The sequence below is a fragment of the Trichocoleus sp. Lan genome (genome assembly GCF_039961855.1).
GTDB lineage: Bacteria > Cyanobacteriota > Cyanobacteriia > Cyanobacteriales > FACHB-T130 > FACHB-T130.
The window spans coordinates 36,909-54,528 of the sequence record NZ_JAMPKA010000025.1; the positions used below are offsets into that span (position 1 = coordinate 36,909).

Sequence of the window (17,620 nt, forward strand, 5' to 3'; positions counted from 1 at the left end):
GATCGCGCCTGCTGTTTACATCATCCTTGCCTTACACGATCCCGCTAGAAAGGCGAGTGAGGGTTTATGTGCGGTCGCCCCGCTCAGTAAATACATTAAAGTGCGCTTGCCTAAACTACGAGTTTTTACTGAGACTTCACATAAACTTTAAATTTTCCTATCAAAGTCCTAAATATTAACACGCATAAAAGCCTTGTGGAGCTTACCATTGGGCTAAATAATTCGCGTGTGTATAGTCAAAACCTATATGCAAGTATGTAATTTTTCGGTAAAGATGCGCGAAAAACATTGCAGCTGTTAGGGAAAGTACGCCATAGTTTACTCAACAAGCAATCAAGCAAAAACTCAATATTCAAGAGCAAGTTAAAGCTCTACTTAAATAACTTTCATCGGCTATAGATAGATATGAAAATTCAGGCGATCGCCCTTACCCTTCAACAACTTTTTGGAGGTAAGGAAAGAGTTCGCATGGATTGCTGCAAGCGGAATGAAGCGATCGCCCCAGTAAATTTCACATCAATATCTACACTATCAACTTCAATTTTTTGAAGTAACGAATTTTATGAATACCTCAACTTTGCTGAATAAATTATCGATAACTACCGTCGGAGCCGCACTTATTGTGGGAATAGGGGGAACGGCACAGGCTGCGACTTTTTTTGAATCCGGCGATGCAGGTCAGACTTTAAATACTGCCCAAAATGTTGGCGAGGGCATTAATGTCATCCAAGGAACTATCTCTCCATCCAATGATGCCGACCTTTTCTCTTTCTCTTGGAGCGGCGGGTTATTCAACGCTACAACAGTTGGTGGTGCAATCTTCGATACCATACTGCAACTGTTTGATTCGTCAGGCACACTACTCGTTCAGAACGACGATACTTTTTTTGCGCCGATTTATCCGTCATTTTTGTTCCAGTCCACTCTCAACGAGGTTCTGGATGCTGGTAACTACTTCTTAGGAATATCATCCTTTTCCAACTTTGCCAGCTCTGGCCCTACTTATAACAATAATGGGGAAAGCAGTGGCAGTTACTCTATCAGTCTAAACCAGCCAACTAGCTCTGTCCCTGAACCTGGTTCTGTCTTGGGTCTATTAGTGCTTAGTGGATTAGGCGCTGGTTCTGTACTGAAGCGCAAACACCAACAGAAAGCTACAGTCAAAGGATAGAATAACAATCTCTACTGATTACAAACCTATTTTTTTCACTGCTTTGTCTTCCATGATGAAGGTACGGCAGTTCTTTACTTTGACTTTACACAAAGCGCGATCGCTAACTTCCCAACACCTATCTGCAATTGCCGAATTGCTCAAAGATGCTCGAAACGAAGTTCCATTGGGTGCAAATGCAAATCATTTTTAACCCAACAGCATCCATAAAGGCGATCGCGTAAAATGAAGGCACTTGAATTCGCCCGTGAAGGAATCAGTTGTAATACCTTCACGAGCGCTATAATCTCGTTAACTGATAACTGTATCTTCTGCGTGCAAGCAGCGGTTTTTTCGATTAGACTTCCGGAGAAAGACCGCGCAGAATGTACCAAATGCAAACAAACTTATCGTAGCGGTTGCTTCTGGTACAGATGCAATCGATGTAATGCCAATTGGACGCTGAAGATTACTGTTAGTTGAGACAAAGACTGCACCTTGATTACCTGCCGAAGGTTGAGCATTCCCTGTTACGCTGTCATAGCGTAGAATCGCTCCATAATCGTTTTTGGTAAAGTCAAAACCAACAGTAAAAAGGGTATTTCCAATGAAAGTCAAATTGCCAATAAAGTTATTACTAAAACCTCCAGGGGTTGAAGTATAGTCCGTTGGAATGGTCGCTTTTAATGCACCTGAATTAATGTCATAAGCCCGAAGTCCATTAGCGAAGTCAGTGGTGAACAAATCTCCCTTAGGGCTGAGTGCTAGACCCAAAAAGCTGACGAAGTTGAAACTGTTGGGAAGTGGAGTAGCTGAATCTACTAAAACAGTAGACTGTTTCGTTTTAATGTCATAACTCAATATCTGGCTGGGAAGTCCCTGGCTAAAGTCAGGAACAAACTCTCCAGGTGAAATGATGCCATCTGTGTTAGCATCACCAGGAATGGCAACGCTACCCTGAGTAGAAACGAGCAACTTACCATCAGGTGTAAACAACAAATCATTTGGGCCGTTTAAACCACCAGGTAAGCCATTTCCTGAAGCAAATACATCTACAAATGCGCCTGTCGTAGCGTTATAGCGTAGGATTGTGTCTGTAAGAAAGCTACTCACATAAAGATAGCCATCAGGCCCAAATACCATACCATAGGGACGAGTGAGATTTCCCCCTGAAGCAAATATATCGATGAATGCACCTGTCTTGCCGTTGTAGCGCAATATCTGTCCTGTAGAACTACTACCACTGCTGATATAGAGATTTCCATCAGGACCAAATACTAAATCATCTGGGTTAGATAAGCCACCACTACCAGGGGCAATAAAATCACCCAAAAACTTTCCTGTCTTATCGTCATAACGCACTACATTGTTGGTTTTAGTATTACCAATTAATAAGGCAGCATCTGCTCCAGAAGCTCCAAGGTCTAAAATGGCAGCGGTACTTAAAGTGATTAAAGCTGACAGGTTCAGTAGCTTGATGAATGGTTTAAATGTAAAAATTTTAATTTTCATAAGGCTCCTCCCATAGATTTAGACTTGTATCTGTTAGACAAAAAATACCCCAAATTTGCCAGTGAAAGCGTAGCTTTACGCAAGATTTACCGGATTTTTGTGTAAGCTTCACTGAAAAAGGTTATTAATTAAACTTGGATACTGGCGTAAGGTGGAGGAACACTCTTCAGTTCAGCAAACGGATTTTGGAGTGAGTAGGGATGAAATGAAACTGAAATTAACGATCTATCAGAAAGCTAGGGAGTGCTTAATGTTACCGCAAAACGCACTGGTGAACGGACTGATGGTGAAGAGAAATTTGATTCGGTGACACTTGCGATCGCATCCGGTACATGAATGTGTTTTCACAGGTCGTGTAGTCTGTCAATTTGCTTCTAGATAACTCTCCTTGCGATCGCGTATATCAACTAATATTTACAACCTGACGCTCCTGGATTTTGGCATATTTGCTCTAATCTGGGGATTATGTTAAGTTTCTTCGCTAAATCTTACATTTCCTTACGTTTTCCTTGGTTTAATCCTAAAGATTGATGCTAGTCAGAAGGTGGGATCAAACAATGTTCTCATGATGAGAAATAAATTTACATCTTTCTGATAACCCGGTTTATCCCAGTTCTCACATTAAACACAGACTAGCTATCGAACCTAAGCCAGGAGACAAATCCGCTCGTTGTCTCCAAAGTTCACAAAAGTAAAAACTGCCGTAGTACATGAGCGATCGCGCAACGTACTGGCGGTAATCGTCAAGCGATAGAAAGCTACCACGATAGGTTGCTGGCTATCGCTTGGCAGGCTTTGCGTTTCAAAGTTTGTATGGATGAGCAAATCGAAATCAATTTAGCTTTGCATTTGCGTTTGACTTAGGGATTAACAAATGACTATTCACAACAAACCTGTTATGCCTAAAGCCAGCACATCCTATGTGCTGATGCTGGCGCTGGTAGCTGCGATTGGCGGCTTTTTATTTGGTTTTGATACTGCCGTAATTAATGGTGCGGTAGCCGCTTTAGGAAAAGATTTTCAAGCCGGTAGTGTGGCAACGGGATTCGCTGTTTCCTCCGCACTTTTGGGTTCGGCGGTGGGAGCCTTCTTTGCCGGACAGATCGCCGATCGCTATGGGCGGGTAAAGACGATGATCGTCGCGGCTATTATGTTTTTTATCAGCGCCGTAGGTTCCGGTATTGCCTTTACTATTTGGGATTTCATGGTTTGGCGATTGGTGGGCGGGGTAGCAGTTGGTGCTGCGAGCGTTATCGCCCCCGCCTACATTGCCGAAGTTTCCCCTGCACACCTGCGCGGACGACTCGGTTCTCTCCAGCAACTTGCGATCGTTACCGGGATATTCATTGCCTTGCTGTGCGACTACTTCATCGCTGTTGCTGCTGGTTCCGCCGAAGCGCCCTTCTGGTTTGGAGTCCCGGCTTGGCGTTGGATGTTCTGGACTGAGATCCCAGCTGCCATTGCCTATGCAGTAGGCGCACTGCGGATTCCAGAATCACCCCGCTACTTGGTCGCTCAAGGACGGGAAGCAGAAGCAGCTTCGGTTTTGGCAAAGGTTTTGGGTGGAGATGTTGAGGCGAAAGTACAGGAGATTCGGCAGACGGTATTGCGGGAACGCAAACCTCAACTGTCCGATCTCATGGGTAGGCATGGCTTACTCACGATAGTCTGGGTTGGTATTGGGTTATCTGTTCTACAACAGTTGGTAGGGATTAACGTGATTTTCTACTACAGCAGCGTGCTGTGGCAGGCGGTAGGCTTTTCCGAGAAGGATTCGCTGTGGATTACGGTGATTACCAGTATCACCAATATTGTGACAACGCTAGTCGCGATCGCTTTCGTGGACAAGTTTGGACGCAAACCTCTGCTGATCCTGGGTTCTCTGGGCATGACTCTTACCCTAGGAACGCTGGCGGCAACTTTTGGCAGTGCGCCCCTAGATGCCGCCGGGAACCCCTCCCTAACCGGAAACTCTGGCATCATTGCCTTGCTAGCTGCTAACCTCTACGTCTTCTGCTTCGGCTTCTCTTGGGGACCCGTCGTTTGGGTGATGCTAGGGGAGATGTTTAACAATCGGATTCGCGGGGCGGCACTATCCGTCGCTGCTGCGGCTCAGTGGATTGCCAACTTTGCGGTGTCCACGACCTTTCCCCCTCTCAAGGATGTGGGTTTAGGCTTTGCCTATGGCTTGTATGCGACTGCTGCGGCGATTTCCTTGTTCTTCGTGCTGCTGCTGATAAAAGAAACCAAGGGTAAAGAACTAGAGGAAATGGTGTAGTATCGACTTTCACCGCAGGTTCTTTGGTTATCGGCGGTAATTGAGCAGAGTGCGATCGCGCTAAGTTTTAACCAGCATCCTTGCACCACCCTATTGAGTAGAATTTGCACCCAGTTGAAGTGCATAGAGATTGGCATAGACACCTTGTTGAGCGATGAGTTCTGCGTGAGTACCTCGTTCCACAATTTGTCCTTGCTGAATCACTAACACTTGATCGGCTTGCGTTACTGTACTGAGGCGGTGGGCAATCACAAAGCTTGTGCGACTTTGGAGTAGACGCGCGATCGCATCCTGCACCAGCGCTTCTGTGCGAGTATCAATACTACTGGTAGCTTCATCCAGAATCAAAATTCGGGGGTTGATTAATACAGCACGCGCAATACTTACCAGCTGTCGCTGTCCTTGGCTCAGAGGCGCACCCCGTTCTCCCAATTGAGTCGCGTATCCTTGCGGCAAGGAAATGATAAATTCATGCACATTAGCTAATTGCGCCGCTGCTTCAATATCAGCTTGCGTGGCGTGAGGACAGCCGAAAGCAATATTTTCCGCAACTGTACCGCTGAACAAAATATTGTCTTGCAAAACAATGCCAATTTGACGACGCAAACTCGCCTGCGTCACGCTCCGTACATCAATCCCATCAATTTTAACTGCGCCCCCAGACACATCGTAGAAGCGCAGAATTAAGTTAATAATCGTACTTTTACCCGCTCCGGTTGGTCCAACTAATGCAATCATCTGTCCCGGTTGAGCGTGCAGATTCACCCCTTTGAGTACGAGTTGAGTAGGGGTATAGCCAAATGTCACCGCTTCAAACCGCACCTCACCCTGAATAGGCGGCATCTCAGTCGCATTAGGGGCATCGTTAAGTTGCGAAGGTTCATCTAACAGTAGAAAAATCCGCTCCAAACCTGCCATCGCCGATTGAGCTTGCGTATAAAATTGGCTGAGAATTTGGATAGGACGAAAGAACTGCTGAACGTATAGTAAAAAGGAGGTTACAACCCCCACAGTTGCGGCTCCTGTCACCGCCAGATATCCTCCATACGCCAACACTGCGGCGGTAGCTAATGTATTGAGAAAATCAATCGACGGCAAAAATGCAGCCGTAATTGCCACTGCTTCAACGTTGGCATCGCGATTGGCTGCGTTGACAACATCAAACTCTTCAATATTGAGTTGGATGCGATTAAATGCTTGTGCTTCCCGGACACTGCTGATACCTTCTTCTAGCTTGGCGGAAAGATCGCCGATTGTCTGCCGCGTGACGCGAAATCTCGCTCTTGCCCAGCGGGAAAACAAGCCAGTCGTGAAAATCATCAATGGCACCGCTAAATTGCTCAGCAAACCAAGTTTCAGATCGATTGAGAGCATGGCAATAATAATGCCAATTAAGCTGAACGTGTTGCCCAACATTTGGGCAATCGTCTGTCCAAATGCTTGATTCACTGTATTCACATCATTCAGCAAGCGGCTCATCAAATCACCCGCTTCGCTGCGATCGAAAAAGCTGATTGGAAGGCTTTGGATTTTAATAAAAATATCTTGCCGCAGTTGAGCCAGTACGCGCTGCACGATCGAACCCACGCGCATAATCTGTCCTCGAATTGCCCAAACACCGAGGATGTAGATCAGTCCCAGTACCCCCAACATCAATAACAATCCCCGCAGATTTCCCCGCGCAATCAGATTGTCAATAGACCAACCAATCAAAAAAGGGCCAATGGATTGCGTTGTAGCCCCAATCGCCACTAAGGTTAAAGCAATGGGAATTTCTTTCCGATAAGGTCGGAGATATCGTAAAAAGCGCCGCAGAGTTGAGAGTTGGTGAGTTGCTTTTTGCTCGGATGCGACAACGGGGCCTGGGACTCTCATGCTTTTATTCCCGACTTATTTTTTCACTTCGCTATCGTATCGTCTGGAAGGACTCTCTCAAACCCACATCCGTCATAGCTCACTGTTTGTTATGGCATAATTTGACATTATGTAGGCTGTGAGGCTTGGAGGAATTCTTATGACCCGGTGGCTATAGTACAGTCAGCGAGTATTTTTGCAAGTTAATCCGTCAGGATCGGGCACGAAAAGAAGGAACGGCTGGAATCACTGCTACTGGAAGGGTTAGAGTTCGCTCCGGCAACACCAATGACAGACCAAGACTGGGAGAATGTGCCTCAAGCAATACGCGATCGCATTTCTCAGCGAAATTAAGAGCTTACAGATAGTTGAAGTCACAAATGCAATATTGACGAAGGATTTGTGAGATCAAAGCACCCTTTTAGCTTATCGTATGACAGACCTTGCTTCAAAGGACAGCCCTGACTTACTTTCTGTAGCTCAAACAGCTTTGCTGCTATGCGTAACTCGTCAGCGAGTTCACGACCTGATTAAGAATGGTCAGATTATAACTCGCAAACTTGGGTGTTACTACTACATAGAAGCTACTGAGTAGAGAGATATAAGAATCAACGGTAGTGCATCAGGTTATTGTTGGGAAGGTAGCAAGATCATGCCAACTCCAAGGGTGGTCAGCCAGTCCAGCTCGCTGAGCCGCCGTTGTCTTCAATCGACTATGCTGCCAAATCCAGTTGAAGTAACTCACCACGAGTCGCGTTGTTAGTGACGGAAAGCTCCCACACTTTGCCAAATTTGTTTTGTCTACGATGCCACCGACCTGTTTGTTGCCTCGGTTGTGACCTGTTCAACTTGGTTGTTATGAACCAACTGAGCTTTGGCACTCGATGAGCGAACAATACTCACAACCGTGTTGTAAGCCAGTCCACTGATGCGACTAATCCCTCGTAAACTGGTGCCTTCGCTATGAGCCTGTAGCACTTGGTGGATTTGCTTTGGGTTAACATGAGGAAGTTTAGCTGATGGCGACAAGGAAATGGTAACTTAAAGTAGAGGTGCGATCGCACCAAACATTCTTTGCTCAGATCCCACCCCAGAAACCCGCTTTCTAGCGCCATTGCATCATCCCCCCCAAAAAAATAGCCGCGCTTTCCACTGGGAAAAACACGGATTGTGCTTTAATTGGTTTGACAGGTTTGTTGCAACTGTTAGCCTAACCCTTCTGTTATTGAATCGGTTTAGGTTGTTAAGTTATGCTTTAACTGTCGCTTTTTGTTGCTGTTTGCGCTTCAGCATGGAACCAGCACCCATTGCACCTAATGCCAGCAAGCCGAAGGTAGAAGCGGGTTCGGGGACGGTCGCAGGCGGTGTCGGCGGTGTCGGGACATAATCATTAGTTGTCATAGTAGCCCACAGCGGATTCACAGAGTTGCCTCCCCCATTCCAACTGAACCAGGCCAAATTGGGTTGACCCCAGCCAGGTGCGTCTGCGTTCCACACCCCTGTATTTAAGTCAAAACTACCAAAACCAAATAAATCGTTCAAATTAAGATAAGCCCCCTCCAAAGGTAAAGAGGTATTAAAAGAAGTAAGTTCATTTTTGGTCAGAAGGCCATCTGAATCATTGTCAAAGCCTTCTACACTTCCAGTTCCATATTCCTGCTGATTATAATTCCATACGAATGAGAAGTTAAAAGAAGCTGCATTAGCTGGATTTGCTTTCATGGAAACTAGGGAAACAGCGCCAACAGCGACACCTAACACTAACTTCTTCAGAATGTTTGCAGTCATGATAGTTGAGGTAGCCATTTTTCCGATCTCTCCAAACAAATTAAGGTTGACAGTGAGAATTACTCTAGAAGTACGATTCGCGAAAACCTTCGGATTAGTAGAAACTACCCATCAATATCTGTAAAAACTTACTGTAGTTAGATAATTTCGCGCTCATTAGAGTGTCATCACTGAGAACAGATTGGCATACCCCGATCGGTGAAGTCAACGTTTTGAGCCTATCTTCATCAAAAAAATATACCTAAAGATAGATAGAAATATCGCTAACAGGACTTAAAATCCAGCCAAAACACTGATGTTCAGGGGCTTTCATCCGTCATAATACGTAAAAAGTTGTGTTTAGACTCGATAAATTTGGCACATAAGTATTGACAAATGCAAATTATGTGCATTCACACTTGCGTGAATGTCACCTACAGGCGAATTTCCGGCAAGATGCCGCTCTACGACGTTCTTTCGTCAGTGTGGGGAGGGATACGTAGGCTCTAGCATCTTGGTGGTACATAGAAGCTTAGCTTAGCAGCGATGTTTCATTCACCGAAGTAGGTGCAAAAGAAACCCTGTTTCTGGACCAACAGAAATCAAAATAAAGTTGGAGTGTATAACTTATTACTCCTACCCATGCCTCAATCAACGTGACAGCACTGGCATGGCTGAACACTGGGAAACCCACGGAGCTAGATGCTCGACAATCACGACTTTTTTAAACAATCCCAGCGTGAACTATGTCAATCCTAATGCCAAGTTTCGATGGGAAAAAATGAAGTGTTTTAGGTTGAGGAATTGGGGCATCAACTCATGATCACGGGGAATTGGACCGGAAATGAGGTGAGGGAAGAATGTCACAAATTGACTGTAGGCGATCGGGTTGGTGTCTAGGGTTTTGCCGCGATTGGTGTCCACCAAATAAGCAATCGGGGTAAAGGTGTAGAAGGAGATACCTGGAGGCAAGGGAATTGCAGGAATACTCCAGCCTGTATTGAGCAGTTGATTGACCACAGTCATGGCAAAGCTGGCATACTTGTAAAAGCCTAGGAGCACGAGGTTGAGGCAGATACCTAAGTCGCGATCGCTTGCCTAATCAGCCTACTCACGGAGTAGTTAACAGCGATCAATCCCAACAACACGGGTAGGAAGGTGATGCTCCAATAACTGTAAAACGCGAGGGAGGCTAGCAGTAACCACGCGATCGCTACCCAGATCAAGCGAAATTTTTTTAGGGCAAAAAAGCCAATTAGAGTAATCGGTAAAAAGCAGAAGATAAAGGTATAGGAGTTAAATAGCAAGAGAATCGGGCGGCAAGATGAATTAATTGTGCCCCGATTATAGCAGTTCTCTTCTCATATGGTGGGAGTAATGCTGCTGCTCCAGACGTTCAAATAACTCTTCTAGAATCGCAATTCCACTCAACTGAGAACCGCATATTATGATTGTGTTTATCAACTTGTTCGCTTTACCTGCGATTCTAAAATTGCCCCGTAAAGTGGACTATTTTGCATCAATTCTTCATGCGTTCCTTGCGCCATTAGTCGTCCTTGATCCATCAACAAAATCCGATCGGCATTCCGCACGGTACTAATGCGTTGAGCGATCGCAAAGGTCGTGCAAGCCTTTTGGCGCATCAGGCGATCGAGTTCCTCCTGAATCTGGGCAGCGGTTCTGGCATCTACGGCAGAGGTGCTGTCATCGAGGATGAGAATGCTGTAATCTGTCAGCAATGTGCGAGCGATCGCGATCCGTTGCTTTTGTCCGCCCGATAAGCCTACACCCCGTTCTCCAACAATCGTTTCGTAACCATCGGGCAAGCTAGTAATAAAGTCGTGCATTTGCGTGGCTTTTGCGACTTCAATGACTTGCTCCAAGTCTGCATCAGGCTTAGCATAAGCAATATTCTCGCGGATGGTGCCAGAGAACAGCGTGGTTTCCTGAAATACAATGCCAATATGCGATCGCAAGCTTGTTAGGGTGAAGTCCCGCACATCTCGTCCATCGATGCGAACTGACCCCGCCGTAACATCATAGAAGCGCGGAATCAGGTTGATAATGGTGCTTTTCCCGGAACCAGTCATCCCCAGAATGGCGATGAGTTCTTTCGGTTTAGTTTCAAAAGAAACACCTTTCAGGGCTTCTGTGGTGGCTCCTGGATAGCGGAACGAGACATTTTCAAATGTAATTCGACCGCCGCAAGTTTCAAAAGGGACAGCACCAGGGCGATCGCGAATTTCAATCTCTGCATCCACTACTTCATAGACTCGTTCGGCAGATGCTGCCGCTTGCGCGATCGCGGGAGCCGCAAATCCTATTAATAAAACGGGTTGAAGAATCAACAGCAAGTAAGAGTTAAACGCTACCAATTCTCCAATTGAAAACCGATTTTCAATGACCTCTGCACCCCCATAACCGATGACAACGACTGTCACCAAGTTACTGAGCAAAAAGATGAACGGAAAAGTATCGCGGATGGCGCGAATGGTCTTCATGTTGGTCACAATCAACGCATCATTCAGCGTCGTGTAACGCTTTGCTTCTGCTGATTCTCGGACAAACGCTTTTACCACTCGCACGCCCAGCAGGTTCTCTTGCAATACAGTATTCAGATTACCGAGTTGCTCCTGAACTTGCCCGAACAACCGGCTATTTTTGGTGAGAAATTGCGCCAACAACCACCCTGAGATGGGTACGACTGTTAGCGTAATCAGCGCTAGTTGCCAGTTCATTAACAGCAGGATGGTGGCAATGCTGACAAGTGTTATGACTGCACCGATCACTTGCATCAGGCTCGTACTGAGGAACGTGCGGATTTGCTCAATATCGCTAGTGACGCGAGTTAGCAGTTGAGAAGTCTGGGATTGGTCGTGATAGCTGAAACTGAGGTTTTGAATCTTGCTGAAAATCTTGTTTCGCAGATCGTAGGCAACCCCCTGAGATGCGGTTTCTGCCCAAAAACTTTGTCCGAAGTTAAACAAACCGCGCGCGATCGCAGCAACGACCATCCATCCAGCGCTGTAAAACACAATTTGGAGGTTTCGCTGGGCAATCCCTTCATCGATTCCCCAACGAAACAGTTGGGGAGTGACGGCATAAGCAGCCGTTAAGAGCAAGGAACTAAGCAACGCCCCTATCGAGATCCAACGGTAGGCGCTTAAACTTCCCAGCACCCGCTGAAGCGGCTGCATCGATGACTTGTTTTGGAGTTCTGATTGCTGAACCAATAGAATTTACCCTTCTGTATTTAGAAAAGTCTCTCCTGACTAAGATTAACTAAGATTCGATGGAAAAAAGCTGCAATCCTCAAGGACAAGCTGCTTTGCATAACCGTCGCCTCACGCCTCACTACAAGTCGCGATCGCATCTTGCACTAAGCCGTAACACTAAGCCGTAAGCCGTCACAATAGAATTCTGGGGCGATCGCATTTCCAGCCCTAAAAGCGCAGACTAACCGAGAATCAAGGATTTTATAACCTGCGTAGCCAGGTTTTGTTTGTGTGCTTGCGATCGCTGTGCGGTTTCAACCACCAGGTTGCAAGATGTGAGGAAACCCACCCACGCCAATACCTCATCTACCCACCTCATCGAAGTCACTGGAAATCTATAGCAATTCTCGTTTGGGTGCCATACATCTATAGCGGCATAGCAATTAAAAAGCCTCTATCGAACGTTAGAACCGCCATCTACTCCACCTAACTGAAAAATGCTGTATATGCGATCGCAATCTTTCCCGGTCGTCCCACGCTCAAAGCATTACACTGAGTAACTTAAACTCTGGCGATCGCTTTCACTTTCCCTAATTTCTCGGAGATCAAAGCTTTATTTATTCTTAATTTTTTTATAAATCAGTGATTGTACGGTAAACATTTATGATTTCAAAAATGTACTGTGTAGTCAGATGTATCAAAATTCTAAAATTTGGTTTAGGTAAATACCACATTTAAGGTTATCAATGTAACCTTGCATCAGCTGATTTAAAAGGAAAGTAATCCTCGATAGCTCCAAAATGCCAGATATGGTTCTGCCATATTACTTGGTAAGTAATTTGCCAACTTTTAACCCTTGAGCAGCATCTATGAAACTCAATTGCAAGCTTGCCCTGTACTCCTTTCTAGCTCGGTTCGGACTGCTTAAGAAAAGCTATACCGCCAAAATTATGTTGGTGGCATTTTTAGGCACTCACGTACCACTTTTAACCTTATTGATAACTTTCGTTATTTCAAACTCTTATTCCTGGGAAATGACAGTGCGAGTGCTGGTGATTGCTCTGTTGGCTACCTTAGTGGGTACAGCAGCTACTCTGTATGCACTACGCCACCTCCTCGCCCCAGTCATTTTGACATCTGCTGCATTACAAGACTATTTGAATACCAAAAAGTTACCCGAACTGCCTACAGAATTTGCCGATGAAGCAGGCACATTAATGGCAGATACCTCACAAACTCTTCATAAGTTAGATGAATTAATTCACTACATCAGCAACTACGATGGACTGACTGGATTACCCAATCGGGATTTATTCTGCGATCGCTTGCATCAGATAGTATCCCAATCTGAAAACAACCAGCGGCTGGTAGCAGTGCTTTTGTTGGGTATCGACGATTTCACTGATATGAGTCATACAGTGGATCGGGAAACCTTAAATTTGCTGTTAAGAGCAGTTGCCCAACGTTTGACAACCTGTATGGGTCAAACAGAGATTTTGGCTCATGTGAGTGGAGATGAATTTGCGATCGCGCTAACGGAAATTCCCTGCTTTGAGAGCGCGATCAAGCTATCCCAGTTGCTAGTAAGTACGCTGGCAAAACCCTTCTTTTTAGAGGGAAACTCGATTCGGATTACCGCCAGTATTGGTATCGCGATTAATGACCTAGGAGATCGCAATGGTGTGGATAAACTGTTGCAACAGGCTCGTCTGGCGCTATATCAGGCGAAACAACAAGGACGTAGCCAATATCAGTTCTATTCGCCAGAAGTGAATGCTCAGTTGCAGGAACGACTGGTATTAGAAAATGAATTACATGGAGCGGTTGAGCGCAACGAAATGGTGGTTTATTACCAACCCTTGATTGATTTGCATACCAGAAAAATCACGGCAATGGAAGCCCTGGTTCGCTGGCAGCACCCGACGCTAGGGTTGGTTTCTCCAGCTAAGTTTATTCCCATTGCAGCAGCAAATGGTTCGATCGTGCAAATTGGGGAATGGGTTTTGCGAACTGCTTGCGCCCAAACTCGTGCTTGGCAGCTTGTCGGATTCCCTCCAATTCGGATATCGGTAAATCTGTCAGCTCGACAGTTTGAACAACCAAATCTAGTCGAAGTCGTCAACCAAACCCTTGAGGAAACCGGGTTAAAAGCATCTTACCTAGAACTGGAAGTGACTGAAAGCCTCCTCATGGGGGACGTTCAGCGATCTGTTAACACTTTAGAGCAATTACGAAACCTGGGTATCTTGCTGGCTTTGGATGATTTTGGCACCGGCTATTCCTCTCTGAACTACTTGAAGCGCTTTCCCGTTACCATGCTCAAGATCGATCGGTCATTTGTGCAGGATGTGACATCTAATCCTGATAGCGCCGCTGTAACCGATGCCATCATTGCCCTCGCAAAGAGCCTGCGGTTGAACATTACAGCAGAAGGCATAGAAACCCAAGAACAGCTTGACTACCTGCAAAGACGGGGGTGTGAAGAAGGTCAGGGGTTCTACTTTAGCCGTCCTGTCCCCGCTGATGCGATCGCCCAAATGCTCCAAGAAACTTCTCAGCAAACGATCGCAGCCTAGAGAAAATCTGGCTAGCTATTGGACTGCCTCTCTTAATCTCTAGCGATCGCACTTGTTTCGTATTGGGTGAGTGCGATCGCTTTTGGCGTGCAACCACATCCACAACAGCTCCTAGTCTTCCACGCCTTCTTCTGGCGCAGAGCGATCGGGAGCCTTCGGTTTGGCTCTCATGAATTCCTATGCAAATAAACAAGACTTTTGGTTGCATTGCAGAAGCTGCTCAATCTTTCTAATGGAATCTTTGTGCGCCTGCGGCTTTTTGTGTCGATGAATTACGAGATCGATATTGATACACTAAGCATGTAGGGATGAGTTCACCCCATGCCAGAAGCCAAACCTAGAGCGATCGCCAAGGAAGACGATCTCATCCAAATCTGCGATCGCTCACCAATTCTCACAAGTCTTCATGCGGGATGGAATGGCATTTTTCTGGGACATTTCCGCACACCCGCCTTTGAATCTCCTGAAGTTTGCAGTCCCTTTTGGCATGGTCTTCTCATTTTCCCAAAAACCGATGCTCCAATTCAGGCACGGCGAACCCTAGACGGAAAAATTCGGCATGAGCAAGTCGTTGAAGGGGATATAGTCATTACTCCTGCCCAAGTTAGTCATCGTTCTTGTTGGAATGCAGAACATGACTTTATCGTTATGGCTATTGCTTCTGATGTTTTCGCTCGTGCTATTGACGAATCGGCTGAATCTTCTAACGTTGAGCTATTGCCTCAGTTCGCCATATCTGACGGGCTAGTTCTGCAAATTGGGCTGGCACTTAAGCAAGTGTTAGAAAACAATCCTCAAGGGAGTCGTCTCTACGCTGAGACGATGGCTAATGCTCTAGCGGTTCACCTGTTACAAAACTACTCAGCACGCCAACCTATTCTACGTGACTATAATGGCGGTCTTTCCAAACACCAATTGCGGCAAGTCATTGACTACATTAATGGGCATCTCGACCGAGATTTAGGTTTAGCGGAACTGGCGAAAATCGTGCAGATGAGTCCCCATTATTTTACTCGCTTGTTTAAACAGTCAACGGGCTTGACTCCGCATCAATATGTGATTCGCCGTCGAGTCGAACGGGCTAAAGAATTACTCCTAAACGGAGAACTCAGTATTGCAGAGGTAGCCTACAGCGTTGGTTTTGCCAACCAAAGCCATCTCAACCGTCACTTGAAACGTCTGCTAGGCGTGACTCCCAGACATATCCGACAAGGATAGCAAGAACGTACAACAAATTGGACGAATCTACAAGACGCTCTGGATTAGAAAGGTAATTCTGAGTAATGTAGAGTTACAAGGTGAGCGGCAAATGGATACCGTTAAAATTCCTTCCGCTATTGTTGGCAGTAGCGCCACAGAAATTACTCAAAAAATTGCGGCTGGAGAACTTTCTGCTAGTGAAGTCGTTGAGGCGCACATTCAACGCATTGAAGAGGTTAATCCTCGCTTAAATGCTGTTATTATCCCTCTATTTGAGCAAGCGCGATCGCAAGCAAAAGCTGCTGATGAAGCTCGTTCTAGGGGAGAAACACTCGGACTATTACACGGAGTTCCCATCACTATCAAGGAGTCCTTTGATGTAGCGGGAACTGTCTCCAACATGGGAGTCTCCGCCCTCAGTCAAACGGCAAAGCAGGATGCGCCACTGGTCAAAAGACTGCAACAGGCAGGAGCGATTATTTTAGGCAAAACCAATGTCCCCCAGTTGCTAGCATCGAACGAATCGGATAATCCCGTCTACGGTCGCACCTTGAATCCCTGGAATCCGGAACGCTCTCCAGGGGGAAGCAGTGGCGGTGAGGCGGCGATTATCGCAGCTTTGGGTTCGTGTCTTGGCTTGGGGAGTGATATTGGTGGGAGTGTCCGGATGCCTGCCCATGCTTGTGGGATTTGCAGCCTCAAACCGACATCGAGTAGGTTATCGATGGTCGGTCACATACCCCTGTTGCCGGGTCAAGAAGCGATACTGGCACAACCCGGCCCAATGGCACGGAGTGTCGCTGACTTGAACCTGGCGATGAAGGTTCTGGCGGCACCGGGACAGGAAGCGTTTGACCCTAGTATTCCTCCCGTACCTTGGCGCGAACCGTCTGATGTCAAAGTGGAGAATTTGCGAATCGCTTTTTTCACTGACAATGGCATCATTACTCCTTCCCCTGCCGTGCGACGTGCGGTGAGAGAAGCTGCTGTTTCGCTTGAAAAACGTGGTGCGATCGTCGAAGAGTGGACACCTCCAGACTTGCTTAAAGCTTTACAGTTATACCTCCAACTCTATGGTGCAGATGGCTTAGTAACCTCGAAAAGGCAGTTAGGTAACAGCAAACGGCATCCACAAATTAATCAGACCATTCAAACAGCTTCTCTGCCAAAACCTTTACTCAGAGTTATTGCCGCAATTTCTGGATTGATGGGTCAGTCGCTCATCGCTAAGCTTTTCCCTTATATGGGCGAAGTATCCGTCAGCGAATATTGGCAAACGATTGATGAACGTAACCGCTACCGTGCAGCTTTTATGGCAGCAATGGAAGCTAAGCAATTGGATGCGATACTCTCTCCAGTTTGCGCTCTGCCAGCACTGACTCATGGCAGTAGTAATTATTTACTCCAGGATGCGACTTATACTATCCCGTACAATTTACTGGGTATGCCCGCAGGGGTGGTATCCGTCACGCGGGTGCGTCCGGGTGAAGAAAGCGATCGCTTACTTAGTACACAGTTAAGTGAGCAAACAGCTTCCAAAGTAGAACAAGGGAGTGTTGGGTTACCTGTGGGTGTACAAGTTGCAGCGCGTCACTGGCGTGAAGATATTGTTTTAGCGGTGATGGCGGCAATAGAAGAACATTTCCAGTCGCAACCTGACTATCCGATTCATCCACCTGTTTAGGTTAGGCTGACATCTCCCTTGACCCCTATTTTCAAGAGAGATCGCAGTTATCGCTCTTGTGTCACTCCAGGAAAATAAAAATAGTAGCCAATGGATGAAAGCCCTACTTAATGGACAATCTAGCGATCGCTTGCCTGATAGAAACTCATGTCATAGGCTCAAATGCTAAAACTAGCTTGCTGTAATGGTTTCAGCTTTCGCTCCGGTGAGAGTGATAAAAGAGCGATATATCCTCGATCCTTAGATGAATATTAGAAAAAATACTAGCCTGTTGGCTGCGATACTAAGTTGTTGGAGCAAAGAAATCACTAGAGTCAGACAAGTCAATTTCAAGAAGCCTTGAGTGTTGTCAACAGACATTGATTATCTACCGAGAGATTAAAG

Annotated in this window: 15 protein-coding genes and 1 pseudogene; 6 read left to right on the top strand and 10 right to left on the bottom strand. The window is 46.2% G+C overall.

Features of this window, described 5'->3' with window-relative positions; genetic code table 11:
• Positions 1 to 562 precede the first annotated feature (562 nt).
• Together NDA03_RS20715 and NDA03_RS20720 are read left to right on the top strand one after the other, a co-directional pair.
• A complete protein-coding gene (locus NDA03_RS20715) occupies positions 563 to 1,171 on the top strand; it encodes a DVUA0089 family protein (RefSeq protein WP_348239006.1) in 609 nt (202 codons plus the stop codon).
• Between the two features lie 43 nt (positions 1,172 to 1,214).
• Complete coding sequence (locus NDA03_RS20720; protein WP_348239007.1) at positions 1,215 to 1,364, top strand: hypothetical protein; 150 nt, start codon at positions 1,215 to 1,217, stop codon at positions 1,362 to 1,364.
• A 98-nt stretch (positions 1,365 to 1,462) separates the two neighbouring features.
• On the opposite strand, the gene NDA03_RS20725 is transcribed toward NDA03_RS20720, so the two are convergent.
• Positions 1,463 to 2,662, bottom strand: a complete 1,200-nt coding sequence (locus tag NDA03_RS20725; protein WP_348239008.1) for a PEP-CTERM sorting domain-containing protein — start codon at positions 2,660 to 2,662, stop codon at positions 1,463 to 1,465.
• Between the two features lie 645 nt (positions 2,663 to 3,307).
• Positions 3,308 to 3,487, bottom strand: a complete 180-nt coding sequence (locus tag NDA03_RS20730; protein WP_348239009.1) for a hypothetical protein — start codon at positions 3,485 to 3,487, stop codon at positions 3,308 to 3,310.
• Positions 3,488 to 3,536: 49 nt separating this feature from the next.
• Here NDA03_RS20730 and NDA03_RS20735 point away from each other — a divergent pair, with 49 nt between their 5' ends.
• The gene (locus NDA03_RS20735; protein WP_348239010.1) at positions 3,537 to 4,940 is read left to right on the top strand and encodes a sugar porter family MFS transporter; all 1,404 of its coding nucleotides are present in this window, start codon (positions 3,537 to 3,539) and stop codon (positions 4,938 to 4,940) included.
• A 90-nt stretch (positions 4,941 to 5,030) separates the two neighbouring features.
• Here NDA03_RS20735 and NDA03_RS20740 read toward each other — a convergent pair whose 3' ends face one another.
• From NDA03_RS20740 to NDA03_RS20770, 7 genes and pseudogenes are all read right to left on the bottom strand, one after another.
• A complete protein-coding gene (locus NDA03_RS20740; RefSeq protein WP_190412423.1) occupies positions 5,031 to 6,815 on the bottom strand; it encodes an ABC transporter ATP-binding protein in 1,785 nt (594 codons plus the stop codon).
• Positions 6,816 to 7,416: 601 nt separating this feature from the next.
• Positions 7,417 to 7,796 (bottom strand): annotated as a pseudogene (locus NDA03_RS20745) (hypothetical protein); the annotation flags it as partial.
• Between the two features lie 246 nt (positions 7,797 to 8,042).
• Positions 8,043 to 8,600 (bottom strand): PEP-CTERM sorting domain-containing protein, encoded by a 558-nt coding sequence (locus tag NDA03_RS20750; protein WP_199302304.1) that lies wholly within the window; start codon positions 8,598 to 8,600, stop codon positions 8,043 to 8,045.
• A gap of 705 nt (positions 8,601 to 9,305) precedes the next feature.
• Positions 9,306 to 9,587, bottom strand: a complete 282-nt coding sequence (locus NDA03_RS20755) for a hypothetical protein (RefSeq protein ID WP_190673222.1) — start codon at positions 9,585 to 9,587, stop codon at positions 9,306 to 9,308.
• 53 nt (positions 9,588 to 9,640) lie between these two features.
• Complete coding sequence (locus NDA03_RS20760) at positions 9,641 to 9,868, bottom strand: hypothetical protein (RefSeq protein ID WP_190412421.1); 228 nt, start codon at positions 9,866 to 9,868, stop codon at positions 9,641 to 9,643.
• Between the two features lie 153 nt (positions 9,869 to 10,021).
• Positions 10,022 to 11,758 (bottom strand): ABC transporter ATP-binding protein, encoded by a 1,737-nt coding sequence (locus NDA03_RS20765; RefSeq protein WP_348239036.1) that lies wholly within the window; start codon positions 11,756 to 11,758, stop codon positions 10,022 to 10,024.
• A gap of 259 nt (positions 11,759 to 12,017) precedes the next feature.
• A complete protein-coding gene (locus NDA03_RS20770) occupies positions 12,018 to 12,155 on the bottom strand; it encodes a hypothetical protein (protein ID WP_348239011.1) in 138 nt (45 codons plus the stop codon).
• Positions 12,156 to 12,645: 490 nt separating this feature from the next.
• Here NDA03_RS20770 and NDA03_RS20775 point away from each other — a divergent pair, with 490 nt between their 5' ends.
• On the top strand, positions 12,646 to 14,352 hold the full coding sequence (locus NDA03_RS20775; protein WP_348239012.1) for an EAL domain-containing protein: 1,707 nt from the start codon (positions 12,646 to 12,648) through the stop codon (positions 14,350 to 14,352).
• Here the strand turns inward: NDA03_RS20775 and NDA03_RS20780 are convergent.
• A complete protein-coding gene (locus NDA03_RS20780; RefSeq protein ID WP_348239013.1) occupies positions 14,279 to 14,560 on the bottom strand; it encodes a hypothetical protein in 282 nt (93 codons plus the stop codon). The two genes, NDA03_RS20775 and NDA03_RS20780, sit on opposite strands and share 74 nt — an antisense overlap.
• Before the next feature lie 113 nt (positions 14,561 to 14,673).
• On the opposite strand from NDA03_RS20780, the gene NDA03_RS20785 reads away from it, so the two are divergent.
• Together NDA03_RS20785 and NDA03_RS20790 are read left to right on the top strand one after the other, a co-directional pair.
• Positions 14,674 to 15,570 carry an AraC family transcriptional regulator gene (locus NDA03_RS20785; RefSeq protein ID WP_348239014.1) on the top strand — a complete coding sequence of 299 codons (897 nt, stop codon included), beginning with the start codon at positions 14,674 to 14,676 and terminating at the stop codon, positions 15,568 to 15,570.
• Between the two features lie 91 nt (positions 15,571 to 15,661).
• Positions 15,662 to 17,236, top strand: a complete 1,575-nt coding sequence (locus NDA03_RS20790) for an amidase (protein WP_348239015.1) — start codon at positions 15,662 to 15,664, stop codon at positions 17,234 to 17,236.
• Positions 17,237 to 17,620: the final 384 nt, after the last annotated feature.